Below are 22,190 nucleotides of genomic sequence, written 5' to 3'. Positions count from 1 at the left end.
GCAGCGACTGCGTCGCCTTCGCCATCATGCCCACTTCGTTGTTCATGCCGGTATGCGGGATCTTCAGGGAGACATCTTCCTCGGCAACCGCCTGCAGGGCGTTATGAACGTCCTTCAGAGGGTTCGATATGCCGCGGATGAAGTAGAAGGCAGCGCCGATACCGCCAACGAAGACGATGGCGCAGGCCGTGAGAGCCTTCCACATCGTCTCATTGACCTTGGCCTGCAGGTCGTCGAGATAAACACCCGTGCCGACGACGATCTTCCAGGGTTCGAAGGCCTTCGAATAACCGCCCTTGAGGAAGACCTGGTCTTCCGGCTGGCCGGGCTTGGTCCAGTAATAGTATGTACGGCCGCCGCCGGCCTTGCCATGGTCGACAAGGGCCTGGCTGAATTTCGCGCCCGTCTTGTCGACCTGGCCGCTCATGTCCTTGCCGAGATTGACCGGGCTCGGATGGAAGACCTGGATGACGTTGTAGTCGAAGCCGAAAAGATAGCCCGATGGCTGGAAGGTCACGCGCTTCAGAATGTCGAAGGCTTCCGCCTGGGCGGCCTCATGCGTCATCTGGCCGGCCTTCTCGCGTTCGTAGAAGGTGTTGAGGACGGAGATGCCCGATTCGACCTGCGTGCGCAGCATGTCGAAACGCTCATCATAGATCGCCTGCTCGGATGTACGGATTTCAAAATAGGTCGCGACTGCAAATGCAGCCATCAGAACACCGACCAGCGCAAAAAGCTGATGGGCAATCTTGAGCTTCTTCATGATTGACCTCACGGAAAAGGTGAAAAGCAATATCCCGGATCGGTCAACTCCCGACCTGCGCGCGAGAAATCGCGCGCCCAGCTAACGCGTTCATGCGCTCTCCGGTCCTCCCTAAGTAAAATTAGAGAGGATGACTAAATTATCATTTAACAAAGGCACGACTTCTACTCGAGCGGACTAGTAGAATTGATGGGTGTCTTCTTGCAGACTTGTGTAAGTTGCAATCAAGTCGCGAATGCAATCATGTAAATTAGAATATTCTTATTTTAATAGAAAAACGCACCCTGCTTCTGTTCAGAGTGCGTTCGCGGTGATCGAAACTTCGATAGGAGTGGCAAAAGGATCCGACTAGAAACGGAGCTCAAACGCGGGGACGTCGAGAGGCAAGGTTCCAACAACGCCAGCCGCCACCGGCTTGGCATCGCTGCCGATGACGGCAGCTGTCGCCACATTGTCGATGCCCTCGACGGGCGCCGACGGGGCCAGCGCAAGCATCTGCTCGGGCGTTGCCTTGCTCACGAAGAGGACGGGGGAACCACCCATCCAGTTTTCGGTGCGATAGATTTTCTTTTCTCCGTCGACATCACGGATCTCGGCCTGCTGGAAGGCGCCAGGAAGAAGTTCCGGCACCGAATAATCCTTCTTGGAGGCTTCCGTCTGAAGCGGCGGGCAGTGGTCGCAGGTTTCGGTAATGATGCTGCCTGTTTCCTTCGCCTTGCTGGGTCCGACCACTTCGATCGAGCCCGCCATGACGGAACCAGCCGCCAGCAGGAATACCGCACTGAGGAAAATCCGACGCATCAATACTACTCCGTCTCCCTTGAGAGCAGCGACGGGAAAACGGTCCACCGCTCTCAGTTTGTTCGAGCATCGGCTGTCCGAAAACCGTTTCACACTTTTCGGTCCGATGTATTGGGAGCCAGGTTAGCGCAGCTTTGTTTCCATCCCGTCAGAAGAAAGGGTAAAAATTTAGCGAAACGGACCGTCGTCCGCCTGCTGCCTACGCCTTTTCGCGTTCGACTGCGCGCCAGCCGATATCGCGACGGCAGAAGCCATTTTCCCATTTCACGCCGTCGAGAAGGGCATAGGCACGGTCCTTGGCCTCACCAACCGTGTGGCCGGTCGCAGTCACGTTCAGCACGCGGCCGCCGGTTGCCACCAGAGCACCGTCCTTCAGCGATGTGCCGGCATGAAACACCTTCTCGCCCTCGCCGGCGGCCGGCAGTGCGAGGATCGGCGTGTTCTTCTCATAGGAACCTGGATAGCCTATTGAAGCCATGACGACGGTCAGGGCCGGGTCGTCGGTCCATTCGGCCGCGACCTGATCCAGGGTGCCGTGAGCGCATGCAAGCAGCAGCGGCAGGAGATCGCTCTTCAACCGCATCATCAGCACCTGGCATTCGGGATCCCCGAAGCGGACATTGTATTCGATGAGTTCCGGCCCCTTGGCGGTCATCATCAGGCCAGCGAAGAAGACACCGCTGAAGGGATGGCCGCTTTCGGCCATGCCATGGATAGTCGGTTCGATGATTTCCTTCATCGTACGTTCGATCATATCCGCCGTCATGACAGGCGCGGGCGAATAGGCACCCATGCCGCCTGTGTTGGGCCCGGTGTCGCCCTCGCCGACGCGCTTGTGATCCTGGGCGGTTGCGAGCGGCAGGGCATTCTTGCCGTCGCACAGGCAGAAGAAGCTCGCCTCCTCGCCATCGAGATAGGCTTCGACGACGACTTCGGCCCCGGCCTGCCCGAAAGCACCTTCGAAACAATCGTCGACGGCGGCGAGCGCCTCGTCAAGCGTCATGGCGACCGTCACACCCTTGCCGGCGGCAAGGCCATCGGCCTTGACGACGATCGGCGCGCCCTGTTCTCGGATATAGGCCTTGGCCTTCGGAGCATTGTTGAAGCGCTGATAGGCACCGGTCGGGATGTTGTAACGAGCGCAGATATCCTTGGTGAAACCCTTGGAACCCTCGAGTTGAGCCGCCGCCGCAGACGGTCCGAAGACCGCAAAGCCCGCGGCACGCAGCCGATCGGCAATGCCTGATACCAATGGGGCTTCCGGTCCGACGACGACAAAGTCGATCGACTTTTGCCGGCAGAAGGCGACCACCGCATCGTGGTCATCGATATCAAGGGCAACGAGCGTGGCATGTTCGGCGATGCCGGGATTGCCCGGGGCGGCATAGAATTCCGTCATCAGCGGCGATTGCGCCAGCTTCCAGGCGAGTGCGTGCTCGCGTCCGCCCGATCCGATCAACAGAACCTTCATGCCTGATCCCTTTCCTGCCGGTCAGGCCTCTTGACCTGGCCTGTTGGTCTGGCGGTTAAGCGGGAAGGCCAAAAAGGTCAAGCGGGAATGCTTACCAGCCCCCGCCTCCGCCGCCTCCGCCGCCGCCACCTGAGGAACCGCCGCCGGAAAAGCCCGAGGACGAACTGGAGGGCGGTGGGGACGGAATGGTGGAAGCAATGGTCGAGGCCATCGATGACGAGAAGCCGCCAATCCGGTCCGAAAAGCTGCCGCTATTGAAGTTGCCGGAATACCAGCCAGGATTATAGGCAGCCGCGGCAGCGCCCGCCGAGGCTGCGGCCAGCCATGACTCAAAAGTCCGCGACCACGGCTTTTCGACACCGAGAGCCACCGCATAGGGCAGCAGGGTTTCGAAATGCTGCGGCGACATTTGCGGCGCGCCGGCCATGTTCATGCGGTCCTTTTCGGCGAGCGTCAGATATTGCCTGAGGCCATCCACGCCGGCCGTCATCTTGGCGCCGAGCGGTGTCGGGGCACCCATGATGAAGAAATAGAGGATATTGAAGAGCACGATGCCGCCGACGGCAAACAGCATGGGCGTTTCGTGAAATTCCATCAGTGATGAGGCGAGCGCCAGCACGACGCTTGATAGAATGCTCAAGCCCACGAAGACGGCGATCGCAATGGCAATAACCGCGAAAATCTTGCTCACGAGCGAGCCGCCGCGATGCAGTGCTTTCGTAAAACCCGCAACGAAGATGGACAGGAAGACGGAAATGCCGATCGGGATAACCATCAGTGCGATCGTATCCGGTTCCAGCGAACCGAAGACGAAGAGGCCCACCAAAGCCGCGGCACTCAGGATCACGCCGCCGGTGATATAGCCGGCATTGGAATTGTAGTATTTGCCACGGTGTTCCCGTTCGATCGAGGAGCGGAAGCTCTGGCCGACGGATTTGACCTTCTCGCCGTGGGCCTTGTCGATGGTCAGCGTATCGCCACTGCCGCCCACGGCTTTCAGGAGATCCACCTCGCCTGCCTGAAGCTTCTCCTTGCCGAGCGGCTTGTCGGTGCGGCGTATGACGATGGCGTTCTTGAGGTCATCGAGCCGGACGTATCCGCGCACGGCGAGATCGAGAGCCGTGGCCGAAAGGGCCGTCCAGCCCTGACCGGAAAAACCTCTGTTGTCGATGTAGTTGACGAGGGCCGGCGAGATGCCGGAAGGTGGATCCCATCGCGGCACGACGATCTCACGCGCCGGATCACGGCCAACCTTCAGCCAGGAGCGCGTATAATAGAGAAAGACGAGCATCAGCCCGCCGAACCCAATGAAATAATCCCGGTTATCGTTGAACCACCAGGAACTTTCCTGATCGGCACTCGGTGGATCGATCGCCCCCTTCGGCAGCTTTGCGGCAAAGGTCAGCCCCTCGCCTTCACCGAGAGGCGCGGTGGTCGCGACAACCAGCCTGTTGTCATCGGTGCTTGAGCGAGCATTCTTATCCGTGGCCCCGAGCGGGCCGGTGAAGAACGTCACATCCTCTGGCATCACCCCTTGGGGAAAGGTGACCGTCGCCACGGCCGAGCGGATCGGGAATATCCAGCCATTGCCGGTGACGTTCCAGTAAAGTTCGTCATGATCGTTGAAATAGCGGATCTGACGGTCGCTCCGATAGGTGAAGACATATTGGTGGCGGCCGGGAGAGATCGTGACATCTTCGGAGCCGGCATAAATGCGGATGCCGCCGGAGACGGATTCCGTATGCCACGGCTCGTCCCTGCCGTCACGCTTGACCGAGACGACGCTGAAATCGACGCTGCGACGCCGCCCGCTTGCATCCCTGAAGGTCAGCGGAAAATCGCGAAAAATGCCTCGCCGTATGCGGTCACCTTCGGCATTGACGGTGATCGTTTCCGTTACCGTCATCGCCCCGCTCTTTTCCACTTGGATGGCGGAATCGAAGGACGCAATGAATTCCGCACCGATCGCTGGCTGTGCCGCAAGCGCCAGCAATAGCGCGAAACAAATGCCGAAAAACCGCCGGACCATGTCCCCTCCCGATTGCGGTCAGCCCTGGCTCAGCTCAGGCCTCGTCCTTGTAGGCAACCCCCAGCCCCGCAAGCGTACGCCAGTAAGCCGGAAAGGTCTTGCCGACACAATCAGGGTCCAGAATGGTAATGTCGTCGATCTTCAAACCGGCAAGCGCAAAGCTCATGGCGATGCGATGGTCGGCAAAGGTGTCGATATCGGCCGGCAGCGTCTGGCCCGCGAGCGCAGGGTCGGAATGGACGATCAGATCATCGCCTTCCTCGACCGCCAAACCTTCGCGAATATTGTTCAGCCCCGTGGATAGGGCGCGGATACGGTCGCATTCCTTGACGCGCAGGTTGGCAATGCCGACGAAACGGACCGGTGTCTCGTTGAAGGCGGCAAGAACCGCGATCGTCGGGATGGCGTCCTGCATCTGCGAGCCGTCTATTTCGGCCGGCAGGTGCGGGAACTTGGCGATCGTCTCATAGGCCTTGGCATCCGGCTGGGTGAAGGCATCGTTCGCTACACCAAGATCGATCGTACCGCCGCTCAGCACTTCAGCGGCCCAGAGATATGTTGCCGCTGAGGCATCCGGCTCGATGACGAAATCGGTTGCGGTGTAGCCGGTCGGCTCGACGCGCCAGGTCGCGGCATCGAGCTGTTCGACCTTGGCACCGAAGGCCTCCATGGCTGCAAGCGTCAAATCCACGTAGCCGCGGGCACCGATATCGGTACCGGCAAGCGCAATCGTGACGGGCGCGTTGGCGCCCTGCTTGGCGAGCGGTGCGGCCATCAGAAGAGCTGAAACGTACTGGCTGGAAAGACCGGCATCGATCTCGACGCGGCCGGAGGCAAAATGCCCGTTGCCGCGCACGGTCACCGGCGGGCAGCCTGTCGGCGCCTCAGCATCGATGCCCAGCGACCTCAGCGCCGCGACGAGCGGGCCGATCGGCCGCTTGCGCATATGCTCATCGCCGTCAACCACGACCGTGCCGTCGACGGAGGCAACAGCGGCCGCCAGGAAGCGGGTGGCCGTGCCTGCATTGCCGAGGAAAAGCGGGGCTTTCGGCTGATGGAGCTTGCCGCTGCCGGTAACGACAAAGGTCGTGTCGTCGGGCTCCTCGATCTGCACGCCCATGGCCCGCAGCGCTTCGGCCATATATTTCGTGTCGTCGCTCTTCAGCGCGCCGGTCAGCCGGCTCGTGCCCTTGGCAAGACCTGCCAAAAGCAGGGCGCGGTTAGTGATCGACTTCGAGCCCGGAACCACGGCACGACCGGTGAGCGGCTTGCCCGGCGGGATGATGGTGAGCTTGGCTTTACTCATTGCGCTTGTCTCTTCTGTCCCTTGCAGCGGCCGCGAGCGGCCTTGTCGGACTGCTCATAGCAGTTTTTGGGCAAAGACAAAGGTCAGAACTTGACTGACGGTACGGCGCGATCGGCCTCGTTGGTGATTTCGAAATATTCGCGCTTGGAGAATCCGAACTGGCCGGCAACGAGGTTCGAGGGGAAGCTTTCGACCTTGACGTTCAGATCGCGGGCCGCGCCGTTGTAATAGCGGCGTGCCATCTGGATTTCGCTTTCCATCGTTTCCAGCGAGGCTTGGAGTTCGGAGAAATTCTGGTTGGCCTTGAGATCGGGATAGGCTTCGGCCAGCGCCATCACCCGGCCAAGCGCCTGCCCGAGCAGACCTTCGGCCTGCGCCCTGCCGGCAACATCGCCAGCAGGAACGGCCTGAGCCTTATTGCGAAGCTCGACGACCTCTTCAAGAGTGCTCTTTTCGTGGGCCGCATATCCCTTTACGGTCTCGATCAGGTTCGGGATCAGGTCGGCGCGGCGCTTCAGCTGCACATCGATTCCGGACCAAGCCTCCTCGGCCATCTGCCGGGAACGGACGAGACCGTTATAGATGAAGATGATGTAGAGCGCGATTAGAACGATGACGCCAAGAGCGATATACATCGCGAATCCCCCCGAAAGCCAAGTCTTGCGGGAGACTACGCAGGTTTCACAGACATCGTCAAACAGTCAGAGGGGCGCGATCTTGGCTCTCGCCGCAGCAAGCTCAAGCCGCGGCGTTCACCAGCTCGAAACCACCCGCATCCGTCAGCAGGAACGCTTCGCCGCAGGCCTTGGCCAGCGTGCGCACGCGAAGGATGTAACTCTGGCGCTCGGTGACGGAGATCACGCCGCGGGCGTCGAGCAGGTTGAAGACGTGGCTTGCCTTGATGCACTGGTCATAGGCCGGGAAGACGCATTTATGCAGGCGCTGGTTGGCATTGTCGCCAGGCGCGCCGGCAGCGAGAAGCGCCTGGCATTCCTTTTCGGCATCGATGAAGTGGCGATGCAGCATCTCGGTATTGGCGAATTCGAAATTGTGGCGGGAATATTCCTGCTCGGCCTGCAGGAAAACATCGCCGTAGCTGATCTTCTCGTCGCCCTCGCGGCCGTTGAAGTTCAGGTCGTAGACGTTATCGACGCCCTGAACATACATGGCGAGGCGCTCGAGACCATAGGTCAGCTCGCCTGCGACCGGCGAGCATTCGATGCCGCAGATCTGCTGGAAATAGGTGAACTGCGAGACTTCCATGCCGTCGCACCAGCATTCCCAGCCGAGGCCCCAGGCGCCGAGTGTCGGGCTTTCCCAATCGTCTTCGACGAAGCGGATGTCGTGCAGCAGCGGGTCGAGGCCTATCGCCGCGAGCGAGCCGAGGTAAAGCTCCTGCAGGTTCGGCGGGTTCGGCTTCAGGATGACCTGATACTGGTAGTAGTGCTGCAAACGGTTGGGGTTTTCGCCGTAGCGGCCGTCGGACGGACGGCGGGAGGGCTGTACGTATGCGGCTTTCCACGGCTTGGGGCCAAGCGCGCGCAGCGTCGTGGCCGGGTGAAAGGTGCCGGCGCCGACTTCCATGTCATAGGGCTGAAGAACCGCACAACCCTTGTCCGCCCAGTAATTATGCAGGGTGAGGATCAGCGCCTGGAAAGAGCGCTTCGGGTTCATATGGTCTGGAATCGTCGCGGGCATGGAAGGATACCGATTGCTTGGAATATGAGCGCGACAGGTGCCACGCAGCGCCGCAGGGGTCAAGGCTTTTGCGCCGTGTCCGGATAAAGCCGACAAACAGCCGGCCGGTCAGCGGCAATCATGACCCAATTCGGCCTATTCCTCTTCCCGTTTCAGGCGATACTCGCCCGTGGCGGGATCTTTCACCAGCGTGCCGACCGCTCCCGTCTGGCGCTCCTTCTCGGCGCGGCGGGATTTTTCAGCAAGCCTCTGCGCATCGGAAACAAAGCGGCGGTAAAGCCACCAGCCCGCGCAGACGAGGATCAATAACGTAACTAGCTGTGCCATGTCCCCTCGTTTCTCCCGTTAGAGCCCGTAGCGGCTCCACAATGCCCTTTCTTCCGCCGCTTCGACAAGCCCCGATGCGAGACCCGAAGCCGCGCCTTCAAGCGAGACCGGCGAGATGCCGGGAATACGGCGACCGAGCAGGCCACGGGTGGCCGTTACGAGCTGAAGCTTCGTTTTCTGGCCATAGCGTTTTTTCAGTTCCTGACGCATGTCGCCGAGGCCATCGATGAGGCCGAGTTCCAGGCCGCGCGTGCCGCTCCAGAAGAGGCCGGAGAAAACTGTCGCATCGTCCGTCAGCTTGCCGGCGCGGCGCTCGCGCACCATCGAGATGAAGATCTGGTGGATCTCGAGCTGCAGGCTCTTCAGATATTCGATGTCCTTTTCCTTCTCGGGCTGGAAGGGATCGAGGATCACCTTGTTCTCGCCTGCCGTATAGACGCGGCGCTCGACGCCGATTTTCTTCAGGAGCTCCGGAAAGCCGAAGCCGCCGGAGACGACGCCGATCGAGCCGACAATGGACGTCGGGTCGGCGATGATCTCATCGCCCGCCAGCGCGATCATGTAGCCGCCGGAGGCCGCCACATCTTCCACGAAGACCAGCACCTTCTTCTGCTTTTCGCGCGCCAACTCACGGATGCGTGCGAAGATAAGGCGAGACTGGACAGGCGAACCGCCCGGCGAATTGATCGAGATGGCAACAGCCGGCGTGTCCTTCGCGGAGAAGGCCTTCTCCAGAACCGGCGCGACATTGGCGAGATTGAGAGTCGGGCGGAACTGACCGCCGCCGCTGATGATCGCGCCCTGCAGCTTGACGACGGGTATGACGATCCCATCCTTGCGAAACCGCTTCGGCATCAGCTTTCTCAAAAATCCAGCCATTTCTCTTCCTTCGATACGATCGGCGACGCCAGCATGCATATGCACATTACAAGGGCATTGCATGTATGCGCTGCAGTGACAAACGCAATGGCTGCGCTCTCAAAACATTGCCTATGAATTTTCTTGTTGCGAATGACTTGCATTATCATTCTAATCAGGCATAGTGCCGGCATGGATAATCAGGTAAAAGTGGCATGGACATCATAAATCCGAACGCAAAGGGCGGCTGGCGAACCGAGCGCGGGGAAGCCTCGCTCTCCGACGTTTACCGCACGGTTGGCACGGGAAGGCACAGCTCCACGTGGCGGCGCGCGGCCGCTTTCCTCGGCCCTGGCTACATGGTTGCCGTCGGCTACATGGACCCTGGCAACTGGGCGACCTCGCTCGCCGGCGGATCGAAGTTCGGTTATGCGCTGCTAACCGTCGCACTGCTTTCGAACATCATGGCGATCGTGCTGCAATCGCTTTGCGCGCGTCTTGCCATCGGCTCCGGCCGAGATCTGGCGCAGGCCTGTCGCGATGCCTATCCAAGCTATGTCGCCGTACCGCTCTGGGCCTTTGCAGAAATCGCCATCATCGCGACCGATATTGCCGAAGTGATCGGCACGGCGATCGGCCTCAATCTGCTTTTCGGAATTCCGCTCGAAATCGGCGTGGTGATTACCGCGCTCGACGTCTTCGTCATCCTTCTCCTGCAAAGGCTCGGCTTCCGTTGGATCGAGGCCTTCATCATCACGCTTCTCGGCGTCATCGCAATCTGCTTTGCGGTGCAGATCTTCCTTGCCGACCCGCAATGGGGCGCCGTCATCAGGGGCTTCCTGCCGACAACGGAGGTCGTCACCAATCCGGAAATGCTCTACCTGGCGCTCGGCATTTTGGGTGCTACCGTGATGCCGCATAACCTCTACCTTCACTCCGGCATCGTGCAGACGCGCTCCTACGGCCATACCGTGCCGGAGAAGAAAGAAGCGCTGACCTTTGCGACGCTCGACTCCACCGTGGCGCTCTGCTTCGCGCTGCTGATCAACGCCTCCATCCTCATCCTTGCCGCAGCCGCCTTCAATGCCAATGGCAAGACGGATGTGGTGGAACTTGGTGAAGCGCATTCGCTGTTGTCGCCGCTGCTCGGTCTTGCGATTGCGCCGACGCTCTTCGGCATCGCGCTGCTCTGCTGCGGCCTGAATTCCACGGTCACCGCGACGCTTGCCGGACAGATCGTCATGGAAGGCTTCCTGAAAATCCGGCTGAAGCCATGGGTGCGCCGCCTGATCACCCGCGCCATCGCCATCGTTCCCGCCGCTTTCGTGACGATCTGGTATGGCGATCAGGGCACTGCAGAACTTCTGATCCTGACGCAGGTGGTGCTCAGCCTGCAGCTTTCCTTCGCCGTCTTCCCGCTCGTCATGTTCACGGCCAGCAAGGCGAAGATGGGCGAACTGGTGGCACCGAAGTGGCTGAGCGCCGTCGCCTATGTGATCGCTGGCGTGATCGCCGGTCTGAACGTCAAGTTGCTCCTCGACTTCGTGACTGGTGGCTAAACTTGTTCTGCGGCAATTCCTGAACTGGTTCTTTACGCAATTGCGAACGGTGGAATTGCTTCAGAGCCTGCCATAGGCGGCGCGGCCATTGTTGAAATCATCGACGAGAGGGGAGAACTTGTGGCTCCCCTCTTCGTGCATGATGAGGGGCGCACGCAGGGAAAGCCGTGCCCGTGAGCCCTTGATCGCCGTCACCAGAATTCGGACGGCGTTTTCTCCTTCCCGCGGATGAACGGCAGTGATCTCGATGCCGCCGAAGCGCCTGCCGCAGGCGTCGATGATCTCGGCGATCGATTGCGGCCTTGCGATCAGCGACAGTTGTCCGCCCGGTATCATGATGGCCCCGGCCGTTCGGATCCAGCTTTCGAACAGGCCATCCGTCATGGCATGGGCTTCGGCCTTCAGCGCATCCGGCGTCCTGCGGTCGCCGGCATCGTTGAACGGCGGGTTCATAATAACGTGATCGAAGCTTTCGTCGACGAGACCTGCGTCGTTTCGCGCCCTGGCTGTCAGCGTGACATCGGCCTCGACGACCGAGACGCGGCCCGCCATATGGGCGTTGCCAGGCAGATCGATGCTGCGGCGGGCGTAGTCAGCCATCTCCGCCGATCGCTCGAAAAGTACGACCGCGGCCTTTGCAAGGCGCGAGGCGACGGCAAGACCGGCTGCACCGGCTCCGGCACCGAGATCGGCCACCTTGATCGCGCGATCATCGGCAATAAGAGCGGCGAGCAGCATGGCGTCCATGCCGGCACGATGCCCCCTGCCCTTCGGCTGAACGATATGAAAAAGGCCGCGATGAAAGGCGTCTATCGTGTCAGTCACCGCCTGCGTCATCTTTCACTTCCGCTCGCGCAATTCGCCGCCGAGACCCGCATCGATGAGGATGCGCCGGGCCTGATCGGCCATCGTCTCGTCAACCAGGAGGCGGCGCGGCAGCATGCCGAGCGACCCCTCGAGCACGCTCATTCCCTGATCGGCAATGAAGCACGCAATTCCCGCATCCTTCATAAGGCTCTCGGCAAAAGAGAGCAGGACGGGATCGTTTGCGCGGATAAGCTCATGCATTTGCCGTTATTTTCCCTTCCGAATTTGCTGGCAGCGACAATTCACCCCTTGCCGCCTCCATCGCCCCTTTCTATTGTCAAAGGCAACGAATGAACAGGAGTCCGGGTCGTTGGGCGTGGTCATACCGCTTGAAGAAAACAAAAACAAACTGGCTTCCATCAAGCCGCTGGTGGACCTCACCAAGGCTGACATGGAGCGGGTCAATCAGCTTATCCTTTCCAAGGCCGGCTCCGATGTCCAGATGATTCCGGAGGTGGCGAACCATCTCATCTCTTCCGGCGGTAAGCGCCTGCGGCCGATGCTGACGCTCGCTGCAGCCTCGCTTTTCGGCTACAGGGGCGAGAATCACATCAAGCTCGCGACATCAGTCGAGTTCATGCATACGGCAACGCTGCTGCATGACGACGTGGTGGACGAAAGCGACCTGCGTCGCGGCAAGTCGACCGCGCGTACGATCTGGGGCAATCAGGCGAGCGTCCTTGTCGGCGACTTCCTGCTCGGCCAGGCCTTCCGCATGATGGTAGAAGTCGGCTCGCTGGAAGCGCTGGACGTGCTTTCGTCGGCTGCCTGCGTCATCGCCGAGGGCGAAGTCCTGCAGCTTTCGGTCGCAAAGAACATGGAAACGACCGAGGATGACTACCTCTCTGTCATTCGCGCCAAGACGGCAGCCCTCTTTGCGGCTGCCGCCGAAGTCGGCCCGATCGTTGCCGAGACCAACAAGTCCAACCGCAACGCGCTGAAATCCTACGGCATGAATCTCGGCCTCGCTTTCCAGCTGGTTGACGACGCGTTGGATTACGGCGGCAAGGCTGCCGATCTCGGCAAGAATGTCGGCGACGATTTCCGCGAAGGCAAGATCACGCTTCCGGTCATTCTCGCCTATCGCCGCGGCACGCAAGACGAGCGCGCCTTCTGGCGCGATGCGATCGAAGGCGGCAACAGCAGCGATGCCAATCTGGAAAAGGCGCTTGGCCTGATCACCAAATACGGCACGCTCAACGACACGATCCAGCGGGCCGTACACTACGGCACGATCGCACGGGATGCGCTGGCACCGCTGCCGGACAGCCCCTGGAAATCGGCCCTGATAGAAGTCATCGATTTCTGCATCGAGCGCGTGAACTGAGGCGCGCCTCGACGAGAGGTATGACTTTGCCGCAAGGCCGCCGTACGCTTTGGCGCGGCGGGCTTTAATCAAACGTCCTTGAACGTGGGCTGAATTTCTTGCAGGGCCGCTTCAAAAAAGCCATCCTGTTGTGAATCAGTGTTTGCAACTGATTTTGCGGTCGGCACGTTGTTCCGGCCGTCCCTGAAGAAAGGTTTTCTAATGCGGCAGAGATTTGTCACCCGTCTCCTTTCGAGCGCAGCCCTCGCGGCAGTGCTTTCGCTCGGCGGGATCGGCGGCGTGAACGCCGAAGACGCGGCCAAGGCGGATGATGCCGGCAAGACCGTGACCTTCGATCCGGACAGCGTTACCACGTTCTCGGGCGCGTTTCTCGCTGCCCGCACGGCCGATGTGGACCACGACTATCCGACGGCGATCGAGCTCTACAAGAAAGCCTTGCAGATCGAGCCGGGCAACCCGGAAATCCGCCAGCGCCTGATGATCTCGCTGCTGTTGAACGGCGACATCAAGGACGGCGTGAAATATGCGAACGACCTGAAGGGTGACCCGACCGTCGAGCGTATCACCACGATCGTGCGCGGCATGGATGCGATGCGCCGCGGCGAGTTCAAATCCGCAGAATCGATCCTGAAATATGACGGGCCGAACGATCTCGACCGCATGATGAACGACCTGCTGCTGGCCTGGGCGCGCGTCGGCGCCGGCCGCGGCAAGGAAGGGCTTGCGATGGTCGAGAAGATGAAGGGCCCGGATTGGGTCCGCATCTTCCAGAACTACAATGCGGGTGCGATCGCGATCGTCAACGGCGACGTCAAATCCGCCCGCCAGCATCTCAATGATGCCGTACTGGACAAGGAGGGCGGCGCAACTGCGCCCGACACCTTCATGCGCGCCATCATGGCACTCGCACGCCTCGAAGCTTCGCAGGGCAACAAGCAGAAGGCACTCGACGCCGTCTCGGTCGGCGACAACCTGCTGCCGAACTATACGCCGCTGAACGCACTGCGCGACAGTATCGAAAAGGGCGAGAAGCAGGAACAGCAAGTCAAGAGTGCAGAAGAAGGTGCAGCTGGCGTGCTGTTTTCAGTCGGCGGAGCGCTGAACCGCGACGGTGCCGAAGATATCGTCTCGCTCTATCTGCAGACGGCCAATGCGCTCGATCCGAACAGCGCCGACACGCTGGTTCTGCTCGGCGGCATTGCCGAAAAGCAGGAACAGATGGACCGGGCCATTGCGCTTTACCAGAAGGTGCCGGCAAATTCGCCGATGCGCCGCATTTCCGAACTGCAGCTGGGCCTCGCGCTCGCGCAGGGCGGTAAAGTGGAGGAAGCCCGCAAGCACCTGCAGGCGCTGATCGCTTCAGACCCGAAGGATGTGAGAAGCTATCTCGCCTATGGCAGCGTGCTTTCCGACGCCAAGGATTATCAGGCGATGGCCGATAATTACGACAAGGCTGTCGAGGTGATCGGGCCGCTGCCAGGCCGCGCAGACTGGAGCGTCTTCTTCCAGCGTGGCATCGCCTATGAGCGGCTGAAGAAGTGGGATCAGGCGGAACCTAACTTCCGCAAGGCGCTCGACCTCAATCCGAACCAGCCGCAGGTTCTGAACTATCTCGGCTATTCCTGGATCGACATGAACCGCAACCTCGACGAGGGCCTTGAGATGATCAAGAAGGCCGTCGAGCTCCGTCCTGACGACGGCTACATCATCGATTCGCTCGGCTGGGCCTATTTCCGCCTCAGCCGTTACAACGATGCCGTCGACGAATTGGAACGTGCAGCGCAGATCAAGGCTGGCGACGCGACAATCAACGACCATCTCGGCGACGCCTACTGGCGCGTGGGCCGCAAGCTGGAAGCTGTCTATCAGTGGAACCGGGCACTCGCCTCCGAACCCGAGGAAGCCCAGATCCCGAAGATCAAGGATAAGGTCGCAAACGGCTTGCCGGCGCAGGACGATGATGCCAAGGCGGCCGACAAGAAGCAGCCTGACCCGCCGCCGGCGACGCCGCCGCCGGTCGACAAGAAATCCTGAGGCCGCATGCCTGAAACGGGCATGCTGCTTTCCGGGCTCGGCGATTTCGCCGTTACTGAAGATGCCTGCGCAAAAATCAATCTTGCCCTTCATGTGACGGGCCAGAGGGCCGACGGCTATCACCTTCTTGAAATGCTGGTGACGTTTACGCGCCACGGCGATCGGTTGGGGTTTTCCCCAGCCGATGCCGATGACTTCACGCTTTCCGGCCAGTTCGCCGACGTCCTTGCCGATGACCCCGGCACCAATCTGGTGTTGAAGGCCCGCGACCTGCTGCGGGAAGCGGCGGGTGGTGCTCCGCCTGTGCGCATCCATCTCGAGAAGAACCTGCCGATCGCTTCCGGCATCGGTGGCGGGTCTGCCGATGCAGCAGCGACTCTGCGCGGGCTTATGCGCCTGTGGGACGTGCCGCTTCCGACAGAAACTATTGCTGCCCTCGCCCTGACGCTTGGAGCCGACGTGCCGATGTGCCTCAAAAGCACGCCGCTGATTGCACGCGGCATCGGCGAACAGATAGAGACGGCCGATGCCCTGCCCTCCTTCGCTGTGGTGCTCGCCAATCCGCTTAAAGGCGTTTCCACGCCCGAGATCTTCCGGCGGCTTGTCATCAAGAATAATCCTCGCCTGGTCCTGAAAAAGTCGCCGCACTGGATGGAAGCCATAAGAGCGACACGCAATGATCTTGAGCCGCCGGCGCGGGAGCTGGTTCCCGAAATTGCCGAGATTTCTGGCATGCTCGCTGCAGAAGGCGCGCTTTTCACCCGCATGTCCGGCTCTGGTGCGACCTGCTTCGGCATTTTCGAGACGCCCGTTGTCGCGCTGCGTGCCGCCGAGCGTCTTCACGCCGCGCGCCCGGACTGGTATTTCCAGGCGACGGAGACTTTCGCGGGAGGCGCGTGATGGCAGGCCTGGACGAAAAACGACCTTTTATTCCGCTCGGCATAGCGGTTCTGACTGTTTCGGATACGCGTACGCCGGCCGATGACAAATCCGGCGACACGCTGGCGGCACGAATTGCGGAAGCCGGACATCAGCTGATCGACCGCGATATCGTTCCCGACGACCGCGAGAGGATCACCGCCCGCGTGCGTGCCTGGACGGAAGCCAAGGAAATCGACGTCGTCATCACCACGGGCGGGACCGGTTTTACCGGCCGTGACGTGACGCCCGATGCGCTGGAACCGCTCTTCGAAAAGCGGATGGATGGATTTTCGGCCGTGTTCCACCGGATTTCCTACGACAAGATCGGAACGTCGACGATCCAGTCGCGCGCTACGGCAGGTGTTGCCAACGCCACCTTCATCTTTGTGCTGCCGGGCTCGCCCGGCGCCTGCAAAGATGCCTGGGACGGTATATTGAAGGCGCAGCTCGACTACCGGCAGATGCCCTGCAATTTCGTGGAGATCATGCCCCGGCTCGACGAACATCTGAAGCGCGGCGTGACGAAATAGACCGGCTGCGACAGCGATGTCCTCTATGTTGCCAGACCCGGCAGGGCGGGCATCGTTTCCCAGCTGTCGCCTGACAACAGCACGCAGCTTATGCCATGAACATCCGTGACGAGGAGCGTCCAGGTACCGCTTTCGGCGGCATAGACCTCGAGAATGGCGTTCTGATTGATCAACCCGACTGCGGTGAGCTTTTCACCAAAGTTGCTGTCCAGAAATTTGACGATCTCGGATCGGCCTGCGCAACTGTGCATCATCTGCGATGCTGCCGGATGCGGATGCGCGATCAGCGATGCCGTCAGTATGGCGGCCAGCAGGCCGTGGACCATATTGCGTAGCATGACGCACCTCCTTTCGCCGGAAGCCCGGCAGAAGAGGAGATTTTCGTTGACCTGCTCTGCCGCTCACCGGCATCTCATGGCCATCCGTTACGAAGCGAGGCGCTTCGGCGGCGCCATACTCTAATTATAGCGCAAAATTCGATTGGGCGCCATTTTTGCGCAATGTCGCGGAAATGTCGTAGCTACCGCGCGGCACGGGCGACCCAGGAGGGAATCAATTCGCTGGAAAGCTGACGCGGCTTCTGTGCCTTGACGAATTCGGTCAAGCGCATGCCGCTCTTTGCCGCTGAAATGGCGAGCTTCTTCGGCATGAGCAGGCCGAGTTCGAGCGGCGGCCTTGAACGACCGACGCGCTGGAAGAAGGGACGTCGATAGCCGCGCGAGGCAGTAAAGCGCGCAGGGACCTTGTTCAAGGCGACATATTCCGAAACTTCGTCGATCCAGCCCGCCTGAGGTCTTGCGCCCGGCTCGACAAAAAGCAGCCATTCGCCACGGGCCGATCGGATGATGTCTTTGATATCCCACTGCGAATGGAACCGGCAGCCGGCAGCGTCCGCCACCCGCGACGTGCCATCGCGGGAGCCGTGATCGAGCACGACCACGTCACTGACGAGGCCCTCCACGGCGCCCGCCACCAATACCGATAGGGTCTGGGCCAGCTCAGGTTCCTGATCCTGGCATTCAAGAACGACAGTCAACATTGCCTGTTTATAGAGCGCCGCACAAAATTTTGCCAGCGCGACTTTCCTCATTTTGTTCTTGCATTGTTCTCATTTTGCCGATAGGAATATAATCATCAAAACGAGCGAAATCGAACGTTTTTCGCCGCTGGAGAATCCGATGAGACCTCAGTCCCTTGCAGGGCAGACCGCATTTGCGCCTGCCAATAAGGCAGATATTGCCGACGCGATGATCGCGGCCTCGGGGCTGCGCGTCGAAGTCGACCGGCGGCGCGGCCGCGGTGCGGGGCTGAACCCCACCGGCCGCTTCGAGCCGACACAGCGCGAGGCCTTCGATGATGGCTGGCAGACGCTCGAGGAACTGCCCCCCTTCAAGACGGATGTCCAGATCGAGAAGCCACGCACGGCGATTACCCGCAACGAGTCTCCCGATCTTTCCTTTGACAGGTCGATCAATCCCTATCGAGGCTGCGAGCATGGCTGCATCTACTGCTTTGCCCGGCCGACCCATGCCTATATGGGCCTGTCGGCAGGGCTGGATTTCGAGAGCAAGCTCTTCGCCAAGCCGGACGCACCGAAGCTCCTGGAGCGCGAGCTTGCCAAACCCGGCTACAAGGTGCGCGTCATCGCGATCGGCACCAACACCGATCCCTACCAGCCGATCGAGAAGGAATGGCGCATCATGCGGCAGATCCTCGAAGTGTTGAACAAGGCGAACCATCCCGTCGCGATCGTCACCAAGTCGGCGATGATCCTGCGCGATCTCGATATCCTCACGGAAATGGCGGCGAAGAACATCGTGCGCGTCGGCATTTCGGTCACGACGCTCGACCGCAAGCTTGCGCGCCTCATGGAGCCCCGGGCCTCGACGCCGACGCGCAGGCTGGAGGCGATCCGCGGGCTTTCCGAGGCCGGTGTGCGTACGTCCGTGATGGCCGCGCCAATCATCCCCGCGCTCAACGATCATGAGCTGGAACGCATTCTCGATGCCGCCAAAACGGCAGGAGCGGAAGAAGCGAGTTATGTATTGCTGCGGCTGCCATTGGAAGTAAGCCCCCTGTTCCGCGACTGGCTGCTGCAGAACTATCCTGACCGCTACCGTCATGTCATGTCGCTGGTGCGTTCGATGCGTGGCGGCAAGGATTATGACGCGGAGTTCGGCAAGCGCATGAAAGGCGCCGGACCCTACGCGTGGCAGATCGCCCGACGCTTCGAGATGGCTGCGAAGCGGCTGGAATTGACCCGTCGAAGCCTTGCCTTGCGCGACGATCTCTTCGTGCCGCCGAATGGAAGCGGCGTACAGCTTTCGTTGCTGTGACTGGATATTTTCGTGCAATTCCGAAAACGCAAAACCGCGATGCACTTTTGCTGGAATTGCTTTGTTTGTTTACGCAATTCCGGACGTAAAACCGCTACGCACTTTTGCTGGAATTGCTGATGAGCTTGCGTAAGACGTGAAGAAGACCTGCCCTGCGTCTTCTGTCTTGCGCAATTCCTGCGGATGGCCCTGACCGCACCATCTGCCGGACTGCCCCCGGCCGTCGCCGCCCTGATCCGGGGGCTTGCAGGAAATCGGGTTGGCGTGCGAGGTTCAACCGCATGAAACGTCGCACGTCACCCGATTCTCCTCTGCTCTTTGAAGAGGTCCCCCTCGTGCCGGATTTCCGGCTGGAGCTGAAGGCTCGCAAGGCCGGCCACTGGCCCGTCGCGGGCGCCGATGAGGCCGGACGTGGGCCACTGGCGGGCCCTGTCGTTGCTGCAGCCGTGATCCTCGATCCCAAGCGCATTCCTGAAGGTCTCAACGATTCCAAACAGCTTTCGGCGCAGAAGCGCGAGGAGCTGTTCGTCCAAATTCTTGCGACAGCCACGGTTTCCATCGCCTCTTCCAGCTCCACCCGCATCGACGAAACCGATATCCGCAAGGCAAGCCTCGACGCGATGCGCCGCGCGATCTGCGGCCTTTCCGTACCGGCAAGCTACGTGCTGACGGATGGGCTGGATGTGCCTGTCGGGCTCGACTGCCCCGGGCAGGCTGTGGTGAAGGGCGACGCCCGATCCGTTTCGATCGCCGCCGCGTCCATCGTGGCGAAGGTGACGCGCGACCGGATGATGGCGCGCGCGCATCTTGTGTTTCCCGAATATGGTTTTGCCGCCCATGCGGGATATGGCACCGCGCAGCATCGCTCCGGTATCGAGAAGCATGGGCCGTGCTCGCTGCACCGGATGACCTTCCGGCCGCTGCGCAAGGATGGCGTAGAGATTGAAGCGAACGGCGAGATGCTCGGCGAGTAGCCGCGGTCGTGACTCGCATCTCAGTACCGCTCGGTAGTTCGAGACCGCCATCGCCGGCATGCGCATCACGCCAGACAACCGACACAGATAAAACAAAAAGCCCCGCCGAAGCGGGGCTTTTCCAATTCTATCGAGCTGCGGCTCAGTTCAGGCGGGTCTTCACTTCGCCGACGGCCTGACCGAAGAGTTCGGACTGAACCTTGCCATCGGCCTGTTTGCCGATAACGGCTTCGGCGGCTGCGATGGCGAGATCGACTGCGGCAGAGCGAACGGCCTTCATCGCATCGACTTCAGCCTGCTTGATCTTCTGCTCGGAAAGAGCCGTGCGGTTGGCGACGAATTCTTCCGTCTTCTTCTTGGCTTCAGCGGTCAGCATTTCGGCTTCGCGCTCGGCAGCCGCCACGATGTGGGCAGCTTCGGCTTCAGCTTCCTTGCGCTTGCGCTGATATTCGGCGAGCAGGTGCTGGGCTTCCTCGCGCAGACGCTTGGCTTCTGCCAGCTCGTTGCGGATCTGATCGGCACGGTCGTCCAGCGACTTTGCCATCATGCCCGGAACCTTCAGGTAAACCATCAGGGCCAGGAAGATAACGAGGCCGACGAGGGCGAAGAAAGTTGCATCAAGAGCAAATTCCATCGATCAAGCCTCCTTCTCGGCTGCTGCGACGGCAGCGGCAACGTCAGTCCTGGCAGCGGAGCCGCCGATAAGCTGTTCGACCACAGCAGACGCGGTTTCCTCGGCGATGGCGCCGACATCGGCGAAAGCCTTTGCCTTCACATCGGCAATGCGGGCCTCGGCAGCCTTCAGCTTTTCGGTCAGGCTTGCCTCAACGGCGCGGCGGTCTTCCTCGGCCTTGACCTTGGCGGCATCACGAGCGGCAGTGCCGATCGAATTCGCCTTGGTGCGGGCAGCGGCAAGTTCACCTTCATAGGTCGCGACGGCGGCGTCGGCTTCAGCCTTCAGGCGGCCAGCCTCCTCGACATCCTGCGAAATGCGGTTGTGACGCTGCTCGATGATGGCGCCGATGCGCGGTGCGATGACCTTTTGCATGAGCAGGTAGAAAATGACAAACGTGATCACCAGCCACAGAAGCTGGGATGCATAGGTCGACGAATCGAAAGGCGGGAAAGGCCCACGCGCGTGCTCGCCTTCGGCGACGCCGGTCTCGGTATGAACCTCGCCGGCAGCCGGAGCGGCATGCGCATCCGTCGCGGTTCCCGCCGGTGCCTCTTCAGCGTAGGCCGGGGTCACAAAGTACATGCTCACCTCCAGGTGTACTGCAAATGCAAAGGATCACGGCTCGCTGTTCGCAGGCCGTGATCCATCAATCCACCGATATTAGACGGCGAAGAGCAGAAGGAGAGCAACGAGCAGCGAGAAGATGCCCAGAGCTTCCGTAACGGCGAAGCCGAATACCAGACGGCCGAACTGGCTGTCAGCGGCAGACGGATTGCGCAGAGCGCCGGAGAGGTAGCTGCCGAAGATATTGCCGAGGCCGAGAGCCGTACCGGCCATACCAAAGCAAGCCAGGCCTGCACCGATGAACTTTGCTGCTTCCGCTTCCATGTTGAACTCCTTTGAAATGGTTGTTGCGGCGAATGACTGACGCCCTTTGACGTCGATGTCGTTATCCTTAGTGCCCGCCCGGATGGATCGCGTCATTGAGGTACATGCAAGTCAGTACCGCAAAGACGTAAGCCTGGAGGAAGGCGACGAGGAACTCGAGACCGGTCAGGGCGACGGTCATGATGAGAGGAAGAACGGCTCCGCCGACACCGACTGCACCGAGGGCTCCAAGCGAGGCGACGAAGCCTGCGAACACCTTCAGCGTGATGTGACCAGCGAGCATGTTTGCGAAAAGACGAACCGACAATGAAATCGGGCGGGACAGGAAGGAAATGATTTCGATCGAGACGACCAGCGGCAACAGAATGCCCGGCACGCCCGAGGGCACGAAGACATTAAAGAAGTGGAAGCCGTGCTTATAGAAGCCGTAGACGAGAACCGTGCCGATGACGAGGATCGCCAGTGCGAAAGTGACGATGATCTGGCTGGTAATCGTGAAGAAATACGGGAACATGCCGAGCAGGTTTGCCGTCAGTACGAACATGAAGAGCGAGAAGACCAGCGGGAAGAACTTCATCCCCTTGGTGCCCGCCCCTTCCTTCAGCATGCCGGCAATGAACTCATAGGACATTTCGGCAAGCGACTGCGAACGGCCCGGAATAATGGCGCGGCTCGTGGTCGAGAAATAGAGGAAACCAGCAGCGACAGCAGCCGAAGCCACCATGAAGAGAGATGCGTTGGTGAACGAGAAATCAATCCCGCCGATCTCGATCGGCACAATCTTGAAGATCTGGAACTGATGAGTCGGATCGTTTGACACCGGTT

The 22,190-nt window shown here is 60.5% G+C and carries 24 protein-coding genes; 7 read left to right on the top strand and 17 right to left on the bottom strand.

Features of this window, described 5'->3' with window-relative positions; all coding sequences use genetic code 11:
• From AC1DF8_RS32700 to AC1DF8_RS32660, 9 genes are all read right to left on the bottom strand, one after another.
• The coding region (locus AC1DF8_RS32700) for a cache domain-containing protein (RefSeq protein WP_478156800.1) at positions 1-763 on the bottom strand (763 nt) is incomplete at its 3' end.
• Positions 764-1,111: 348 nt separating this feature from the next.
• On the bottom strand, positions 1,112-1,564 hold the full coding sequence (locus AC1DF8_RS32695) for a plant virulence effector HPE1-like domain-containing protein (protein ID WP_478156798.1): 453 nt from the start codon (positions 1,562-1,564) through the stop codon (positions 1,112-1,114).
• Between the two features lie 199 nt (positions 1,565-1,763).
• Positions 1,764-3,035 carry a phosphoribosylamine--glycine ligase gene (purD, locus tag AC1DF8_RS32690; RefSeq protein WP_478156796.1) on the bottom strand — a complete coding sequence of 424 codons (1,272 nt, stop codon included), beginning with the start codon at positions 3,033-3,035 and terminating at the stop codon, positions 1,764-1,766.
• A 91-nt stretch (positions 3,036-3,126) separates the two neighbouring features.
• Entirely contained in the window at positions 3,127-5,064 is a 1,938-nt protein-coding gene (locus AC1DF8_RS32685; protein ID WP_478156794.1) for a DUF2207 domain-containing protein, read from the bottom strand.
• A 34-nt stretch (positions 5,065-5,098) separates the two neighbouring features.
• Positions 5,099-6,370, bottom strand: coding sequence for a 3-phosphoshikimate 1-carboxyvinyltransferase (gene aroA, locus AC1DF8_RS32680; protein WP_478156792.1), 1,272 nt, complete (start codon positions 6,368-6,370; stop codon positions 5,099-5,101).
• 83 nt (positions 6,371-6,453) lie between these two features.
• Complete coding sequence (locus tag AC1DF8_RS32675) at positions 6,454-7,005, bottom strand: LemA family protein (protein ID WP_478156790.1); 552 nt, start codon at positions 7,003-7,005, stop codon at positions 6,454-6,456.
• Between the two features lie 103 nt (positions 7,006-7,108).
• The gene (locus AC1DF8_RS32670; protein ID WP_112972467.1) at positions 7,109-8,068 is read right to left on the bottom strand and encodes a glycine--tRNA ligase subunit alpha; all 960 of its coding nucleotides are present in this window, start codon (positions 8,066-8,068) and stop codon (positions 7,109-7,111) included.
• Between the two features lie 135 nt (positions 8,069-8,203).
• The gene (locus AC1DF8_RS32665) at positions 8,204-8,395 is read right to left on the bottom strand and encodes a hypothetical protein (protein ID WP_112541381.1); all 192 of its coding nucleotides are present in this window, start codon (positions 8,393-8,395) and stop codon (positions 8,204-8,206) included.
• An 18-nt stretch (positions 8,396-8,413) separates the two neighbouring features.
• Positions 8,414-9,274 (bottom strand): S49 family peptidase, encoded by an 861-nt coding sequence (locus AC1DF8_RS32660; RefSeq protein ID WP_478156787.1) that lies wholly within the window; start codon positions 9,272-9,274, stop codon positions 8,414-8,416.
• A gap of 194 nt (positions 9,275-9,468) precedes the next feature.
• Here AC1DF8_RS32660 and AC1DF8_RS32655 point away from each other — a divergent pair, with 194 nt between their 5' ends.
• A complete protein-coding gene (locus AC1DF8_RS32655; protein ID WP_478156785.1) occupies positions 9,469-10,812 on the top strand; it encodes an Nramp family divalent metal transporter in 1,344 nt (447 codons plus the stop codon).
• Between the two features lie 60 nt (positions 10,813-10,872).
• Here AC1DF8_RS32655 and AC1DF8_RS32650 read toward each other — a convergent pair whose 3' ends face one another.
• Positions 10,873-11,649: a tRNA1(Val) (adenine(37)-N6)-methyltransferase gene (locus AC1DF8_RS32650; protein WP_478156783.1), complete on the bottom strand. Its 777-nt coding sequence runs from the start codon at positions 11,647-11,649 to the stop codon at positions 10,873-10,875.
• A 3-nt stretch (positions 11,650-11,652) separates the two neighbouring features.
• Positions 11,653-11,880 carry a putative signal transducing protein gene (locus AC1DF8_RS32645; protein ID WP_113014691.1) on the bottom strand — a complete coding sequence of 76 codons (228 nt, stop codon included), beginning with the start codon at positions 11,878-11,880 and terminating at the stop codon, positions 11,653-11,655.
• A gap of 109 nt (positions 11,881-11,989) precedes the next feature.
• Here AC1DF8_RS32645 and AC1DF8_RS32640 point away from each other — a divergent pair, with 109 nt between their 5' ends.
• The 4 genes from AC1DF8_RS32640 (at position 11,990) to moaB (ending at position 16,491) form a co-directional block, all read left to right on the top strand.
• Entirely contained in the window at positions 11,990-13,006 is a 1,017-nt protein-coding gene (locus AC1DF8_RS32640) for a polyprenyl synthetase family protein (protein WP_112972471.1), read from the top strand.
• Between the two features lie 201 nt (positions 13,007-13,207).
• Positions 13,208-15,040: a tetratricopeptide repeat protein gene (locus AC1DF8_RS32635; RefSeq protein WP_112541386.1), complete on the top strand. Its 1,833-nt coding sequence runs from the start codon at positions 13,208-13,210 to the stop codon at positions 15,038-15,040.
• A 6-nt stretch (positions 15,041-15,046) separates the two neighbouring features.
• Complete coding sequence (locus AC1DF8_RS32630; RefSeq protein ID WP_478156780.1) at positions 15,047-15,940, top strand: 4-(cytidine 5'-diphospho)-2-C-methyl-D-erythritol kinase; 894 nt, start codon at positions 15,047-15,049, stop codon at positions 15,938-15,940.
• On the top strand, positions 15,940-16,491 hold the full coding sequence (gene moaB, locus AC1DF8_RS32625; RefSeq protein ID WP_113206941.1) for a molybdenum cofactor biosynthesis protein B: 552 nt from the start codon (positions 15,940-15,942) through the stop codon (positions 16,489-16,491). Before AC1DF8_RS32630 ends, moaB begins: the two co-directional genes overlap by 1 nt.
• Before the next feature lie 23 nt (positions 16,492-16,514).
• Here moaB and AC1DF8_RS32620 read toward each other — a convergent pair whose 3' ends face one another.
• Together AC1DF8_RS32620 and AC1DF8_RS32615 are read right to left on the bottom strand one after the other, a co-directional pair.
• Positions 16,515-16,829, bottom strand: coding sequence for a hypothetical protein (locus AC1DF8_RS32620; protein WP_478156777.1), 315 nt, complete (start codon positions 16,827-16,829; stop codon positions 16,515-16,517).
• Positions 16,830-17,011: 182 nt separating this feature from the next.
• The gene (locus AC1DF8_RS32615) at positions 17,012-17,530 is read right to left on the bottom strand and encodes a glycosyltransferase family 2 protein (RefSeq protein ID WP_112972513.1); all 519 of its coding nucleotides are present in this window, start codon (positions 17,528-17,530) and stop codon (positions 17,012-17,014) included.
• Between the two features lie 139 nt (positions 17,531-17,669).
• Here AC1DF8_RS32615 and AC1DF8_RS32610 point away from each other — a divergent pair, with 139 nt between their 5' ends.
• Together AC1DF8_RS32610 and AC1DF8_RS32605 are read left to right on the top strand one after the other, a co-directional pair.
• Entirely contained in the window at positions 17,670-18,827 is a 1,158-nt protein-coding gene (locus AC1DF8_RS32610) for a PA0069 family radical SAM protein (protein ID WP_113115803.1), read from the top strand.
• A gap of 281 nt (positions 18,828-19,108) precedes the next feature.
• Positions 19,109-19,801, top strand: coding sequence for a ribonuclease HII (locus tag AC1DF8_RS32605; RefSeq protein WP_112541391.1), 693 nt, complete (start codon positions 19,109-19,111; stop codon positions 19,799-19,801).
• 142 nt (positions 19,802-19,943) lie between these two features.
• Here AC1DF8_RS32605 and AC1DF8_RS32600 read toward each other — a convergent pair whose 3' ends face one another.
• From AC1DF8_RS32600 to AC1DF8_RS32585, 4 genes are all read right to left on the bottom strand, one after another.
• Complete coding sequence (locus tag AC1DF8_RS32600; RefSeq protein WP_112541392.1) at positions 19,944-20,435, bottom strand: F0F1 ATP synthase subunit B; 492 nt, start codon at positions 20,433-20,435, stop codon at positions 19,944-19,946.
• Between the two features lie 3 nt (positions 20,436-20,438).
• Positions 20,439-21,059 (bottom strand): F0F1 ATP synthase subunit B, encoded by a 621-nt coding sequence (locus AC1DF8_RS32595; protein WP_478156774.1) that lies wholly within the window; start codon positions 21,057-21,059, stop codon positions 20,439-20,441.
• Between the two features lie 78 nt (positions 21,060-21,137).
• Positions 21,138-21,365, bottom strand: a complete 228-nt coding sequence (locus AC1DF8_RS32590; protein ID WP_003588243.1) for a F0F1 ATP synthase subunit C — start codon at positions 21,363-21,365, stop codon at positions 21,138-21,140.
• 67 nt (positions 21,366-21,432) lie between these two features.
• Positions 21,433-22,185 (bottom strand): F0F1 ATP synthase subunit A, encoded by a 753-nt coding sequence (locus AC1DF8_RS32585; RefSeq protein WP_112541394.1) that lies wholly within the window; start codon positions 22,183-22,185, stop codon positions 21,433-21,435.
• Between the last annotated feature and the right edge of the window lie 5 nt (positions 22,186-22,190).

It is taken from the genome of Rhizobium sp. 05N49 (genome assembly GCF_056396805.1).
The sequence above is the reverse complement of the archived record's forward strand: the minus strand, read 5'-3'. Positions and strand labels throughout refer to the sequence as shown.

What these genes read in the sequence shown, in the direction of transcription:
- AC1DF8_RS32685 (WP_478156794.1), bottom strand. Translation starts at nt 5,064, where the DNA reads ATGGTCCGGCGGTTTTTCGGCATTTGTTTCGCGCTATTGCTGGCGCTT.
- AC1DF8_RS32635 (WP_112541386.1), top strand. Translation starts at nt 13,208, where the DNA reads ATGCGGCAGAGATTTGTCACCCGTCTCCTTTCGAGCGCAGCCCTCGCG.
- AC1DF8_RS32660 (WP_478156787.1), bottom strand. Translation starts at nt 9,274, where the DNA reads ATGGCTGGATTTTTGAGAAAGCTGATGCCGAAGCGGTTTCGCAAGGAT.
- AC1DF8_RS32655 (WP_478156785.1), top strand. Translation starts at nt 9,469, where the DNA reads ATGGACATCATAAATCCGAACGCAAAGGGCGGCTGGCGAACCGAGCGC.
- AC1DF8_RS32610 (WP_113115803.1), top strand. Translation starts at nt 17,670, where the DNA reads ATGAGACCTCAGTCCCTTGCAGGGCAGACCGCATTTGCGCCTGCCAAT.
- AC1DF8_RS32605 (WP_112541391.1), top strand. Translation starts at nt 19,109, where the DNA reads ATGAAACGTCGCACGTCACCCGATTCTCCTCTGCTCTTTGAAGAGGTC.
- AC1DF8_RS32650 (WP_478156783.1), bottom strand. Translation starts at nt 11,649, where the DNA reads ATGACGCAGGCGGTGACTGACACGATAGACGCCTTTCATCGCGGCCTT.
- AC1DF8_RS32615 (WP_112972513.1), bottom strand. Translation starts at nt 17,530, where the DNA reads ATGTTGACTGTCGTTCTTGAATGCCAGGATCAGGAACCTGAGCTGGCC.
- AC1DF8_RS32630 (WP_478156780.1), top strand. Translation starts at nt 15,047, where the DNA reads ATGCCTGAAACGGGCATGCTGCTTTCCGGGCTCGGCGATTTCGCCGTT.
- AC1DF8_RS32600 (WP_112541392.1), bottom strand. Translation starts at nt 20,435, where the DNA reads ATGGAATTTGCTCTTGATGCAACTTTCTTCGCCCTCGTCGGCCTCGTT.
- AC1DF8_RS32670 (WP_112972467.1), bottom strand. Translation starts at nt 8,068, where the DNA reads ATGCCCGCGACGATTCCAGACCATATGAACCCGAAGCGCTCTTTCCAG.
- AC1DF8_RS32665 (WP_112541381.1), bottom strand. Translation starts at nt 8,395, where the DNA reads ATGGCACAGCTAGTTACGTTATTGATCCTCGTCTGCGCGGGCTGGTGG.
- AC1DF8_RS32645 (WP_113014691.1), bottom strand. Translation starts at nt 11,880, where the DNA reads ATGCATGAGCTTATCCGCGCAAACGATCCCGTCCTGCTCTCTTTTGCC.
- AC1DF8_RS32620 (WP_478156777.1), bottom strand. Translation starts at nt 16,829, where the DNA reads ATGCTACGCAATATGGTCCACGGCCTGCTGGCCGCCATACTGACGGCA.
- moaB (WP_113206941.1), top strand. Translation starts at nt 15,940, where the DNA reads ATGGCAGGCCTGGACGAAAAACGACCTTTTATTCCGCTCGGCATAGCG.
- aroA (WP_478156792.1), bottom strand. Translation starts at nt 6,370, where the DNA reads ATGAGTAAAGCCAAGCTCACCATCATCCCGCCGGGCAAGCCGCTCACC.
- AC1DF8_RS32595 (WP_478156774.1), bottom strand. Translation starts at nt 21,059, where the DNA reads ATGTACTTTGTGACCCCGGCCTACGCTGAAGAGGCACCGGCGGGAACC.
- purD (WP_478156796.1), bottom strand. Translation starts at nt 3,035, where the DNA reads ATGAAGGTTCTGTTGATCGGATCGGGCGGACGCGAGCACGCACTCGCC.
- AC1DF8_RS32590 (WP_003588243.1), bottom strand. Translation starts at nt 21,365, where the DNA reads ATGGAAGCGGAAGCAGCAAAGTTCATCGGTGCAGGCCTGGCTTGCTTT.
- AC1DF8_RS32695 (WP_478156798.1), bottom strand. Translation starts at nt 1,564, where the DNA reads ATGCGTCGGATTTTCCTCAGTGCGGTATTCCTGCTGGCGGCTGGTTCC.
- AC1DF8_RS32675 (WP_478156790.1), bottom strand. Translation starts at nt 7,005, where the DNA reads ATGTATATCGCTCTTGGCGTCATCGTTCTAATCGCGCTCTACATCATC.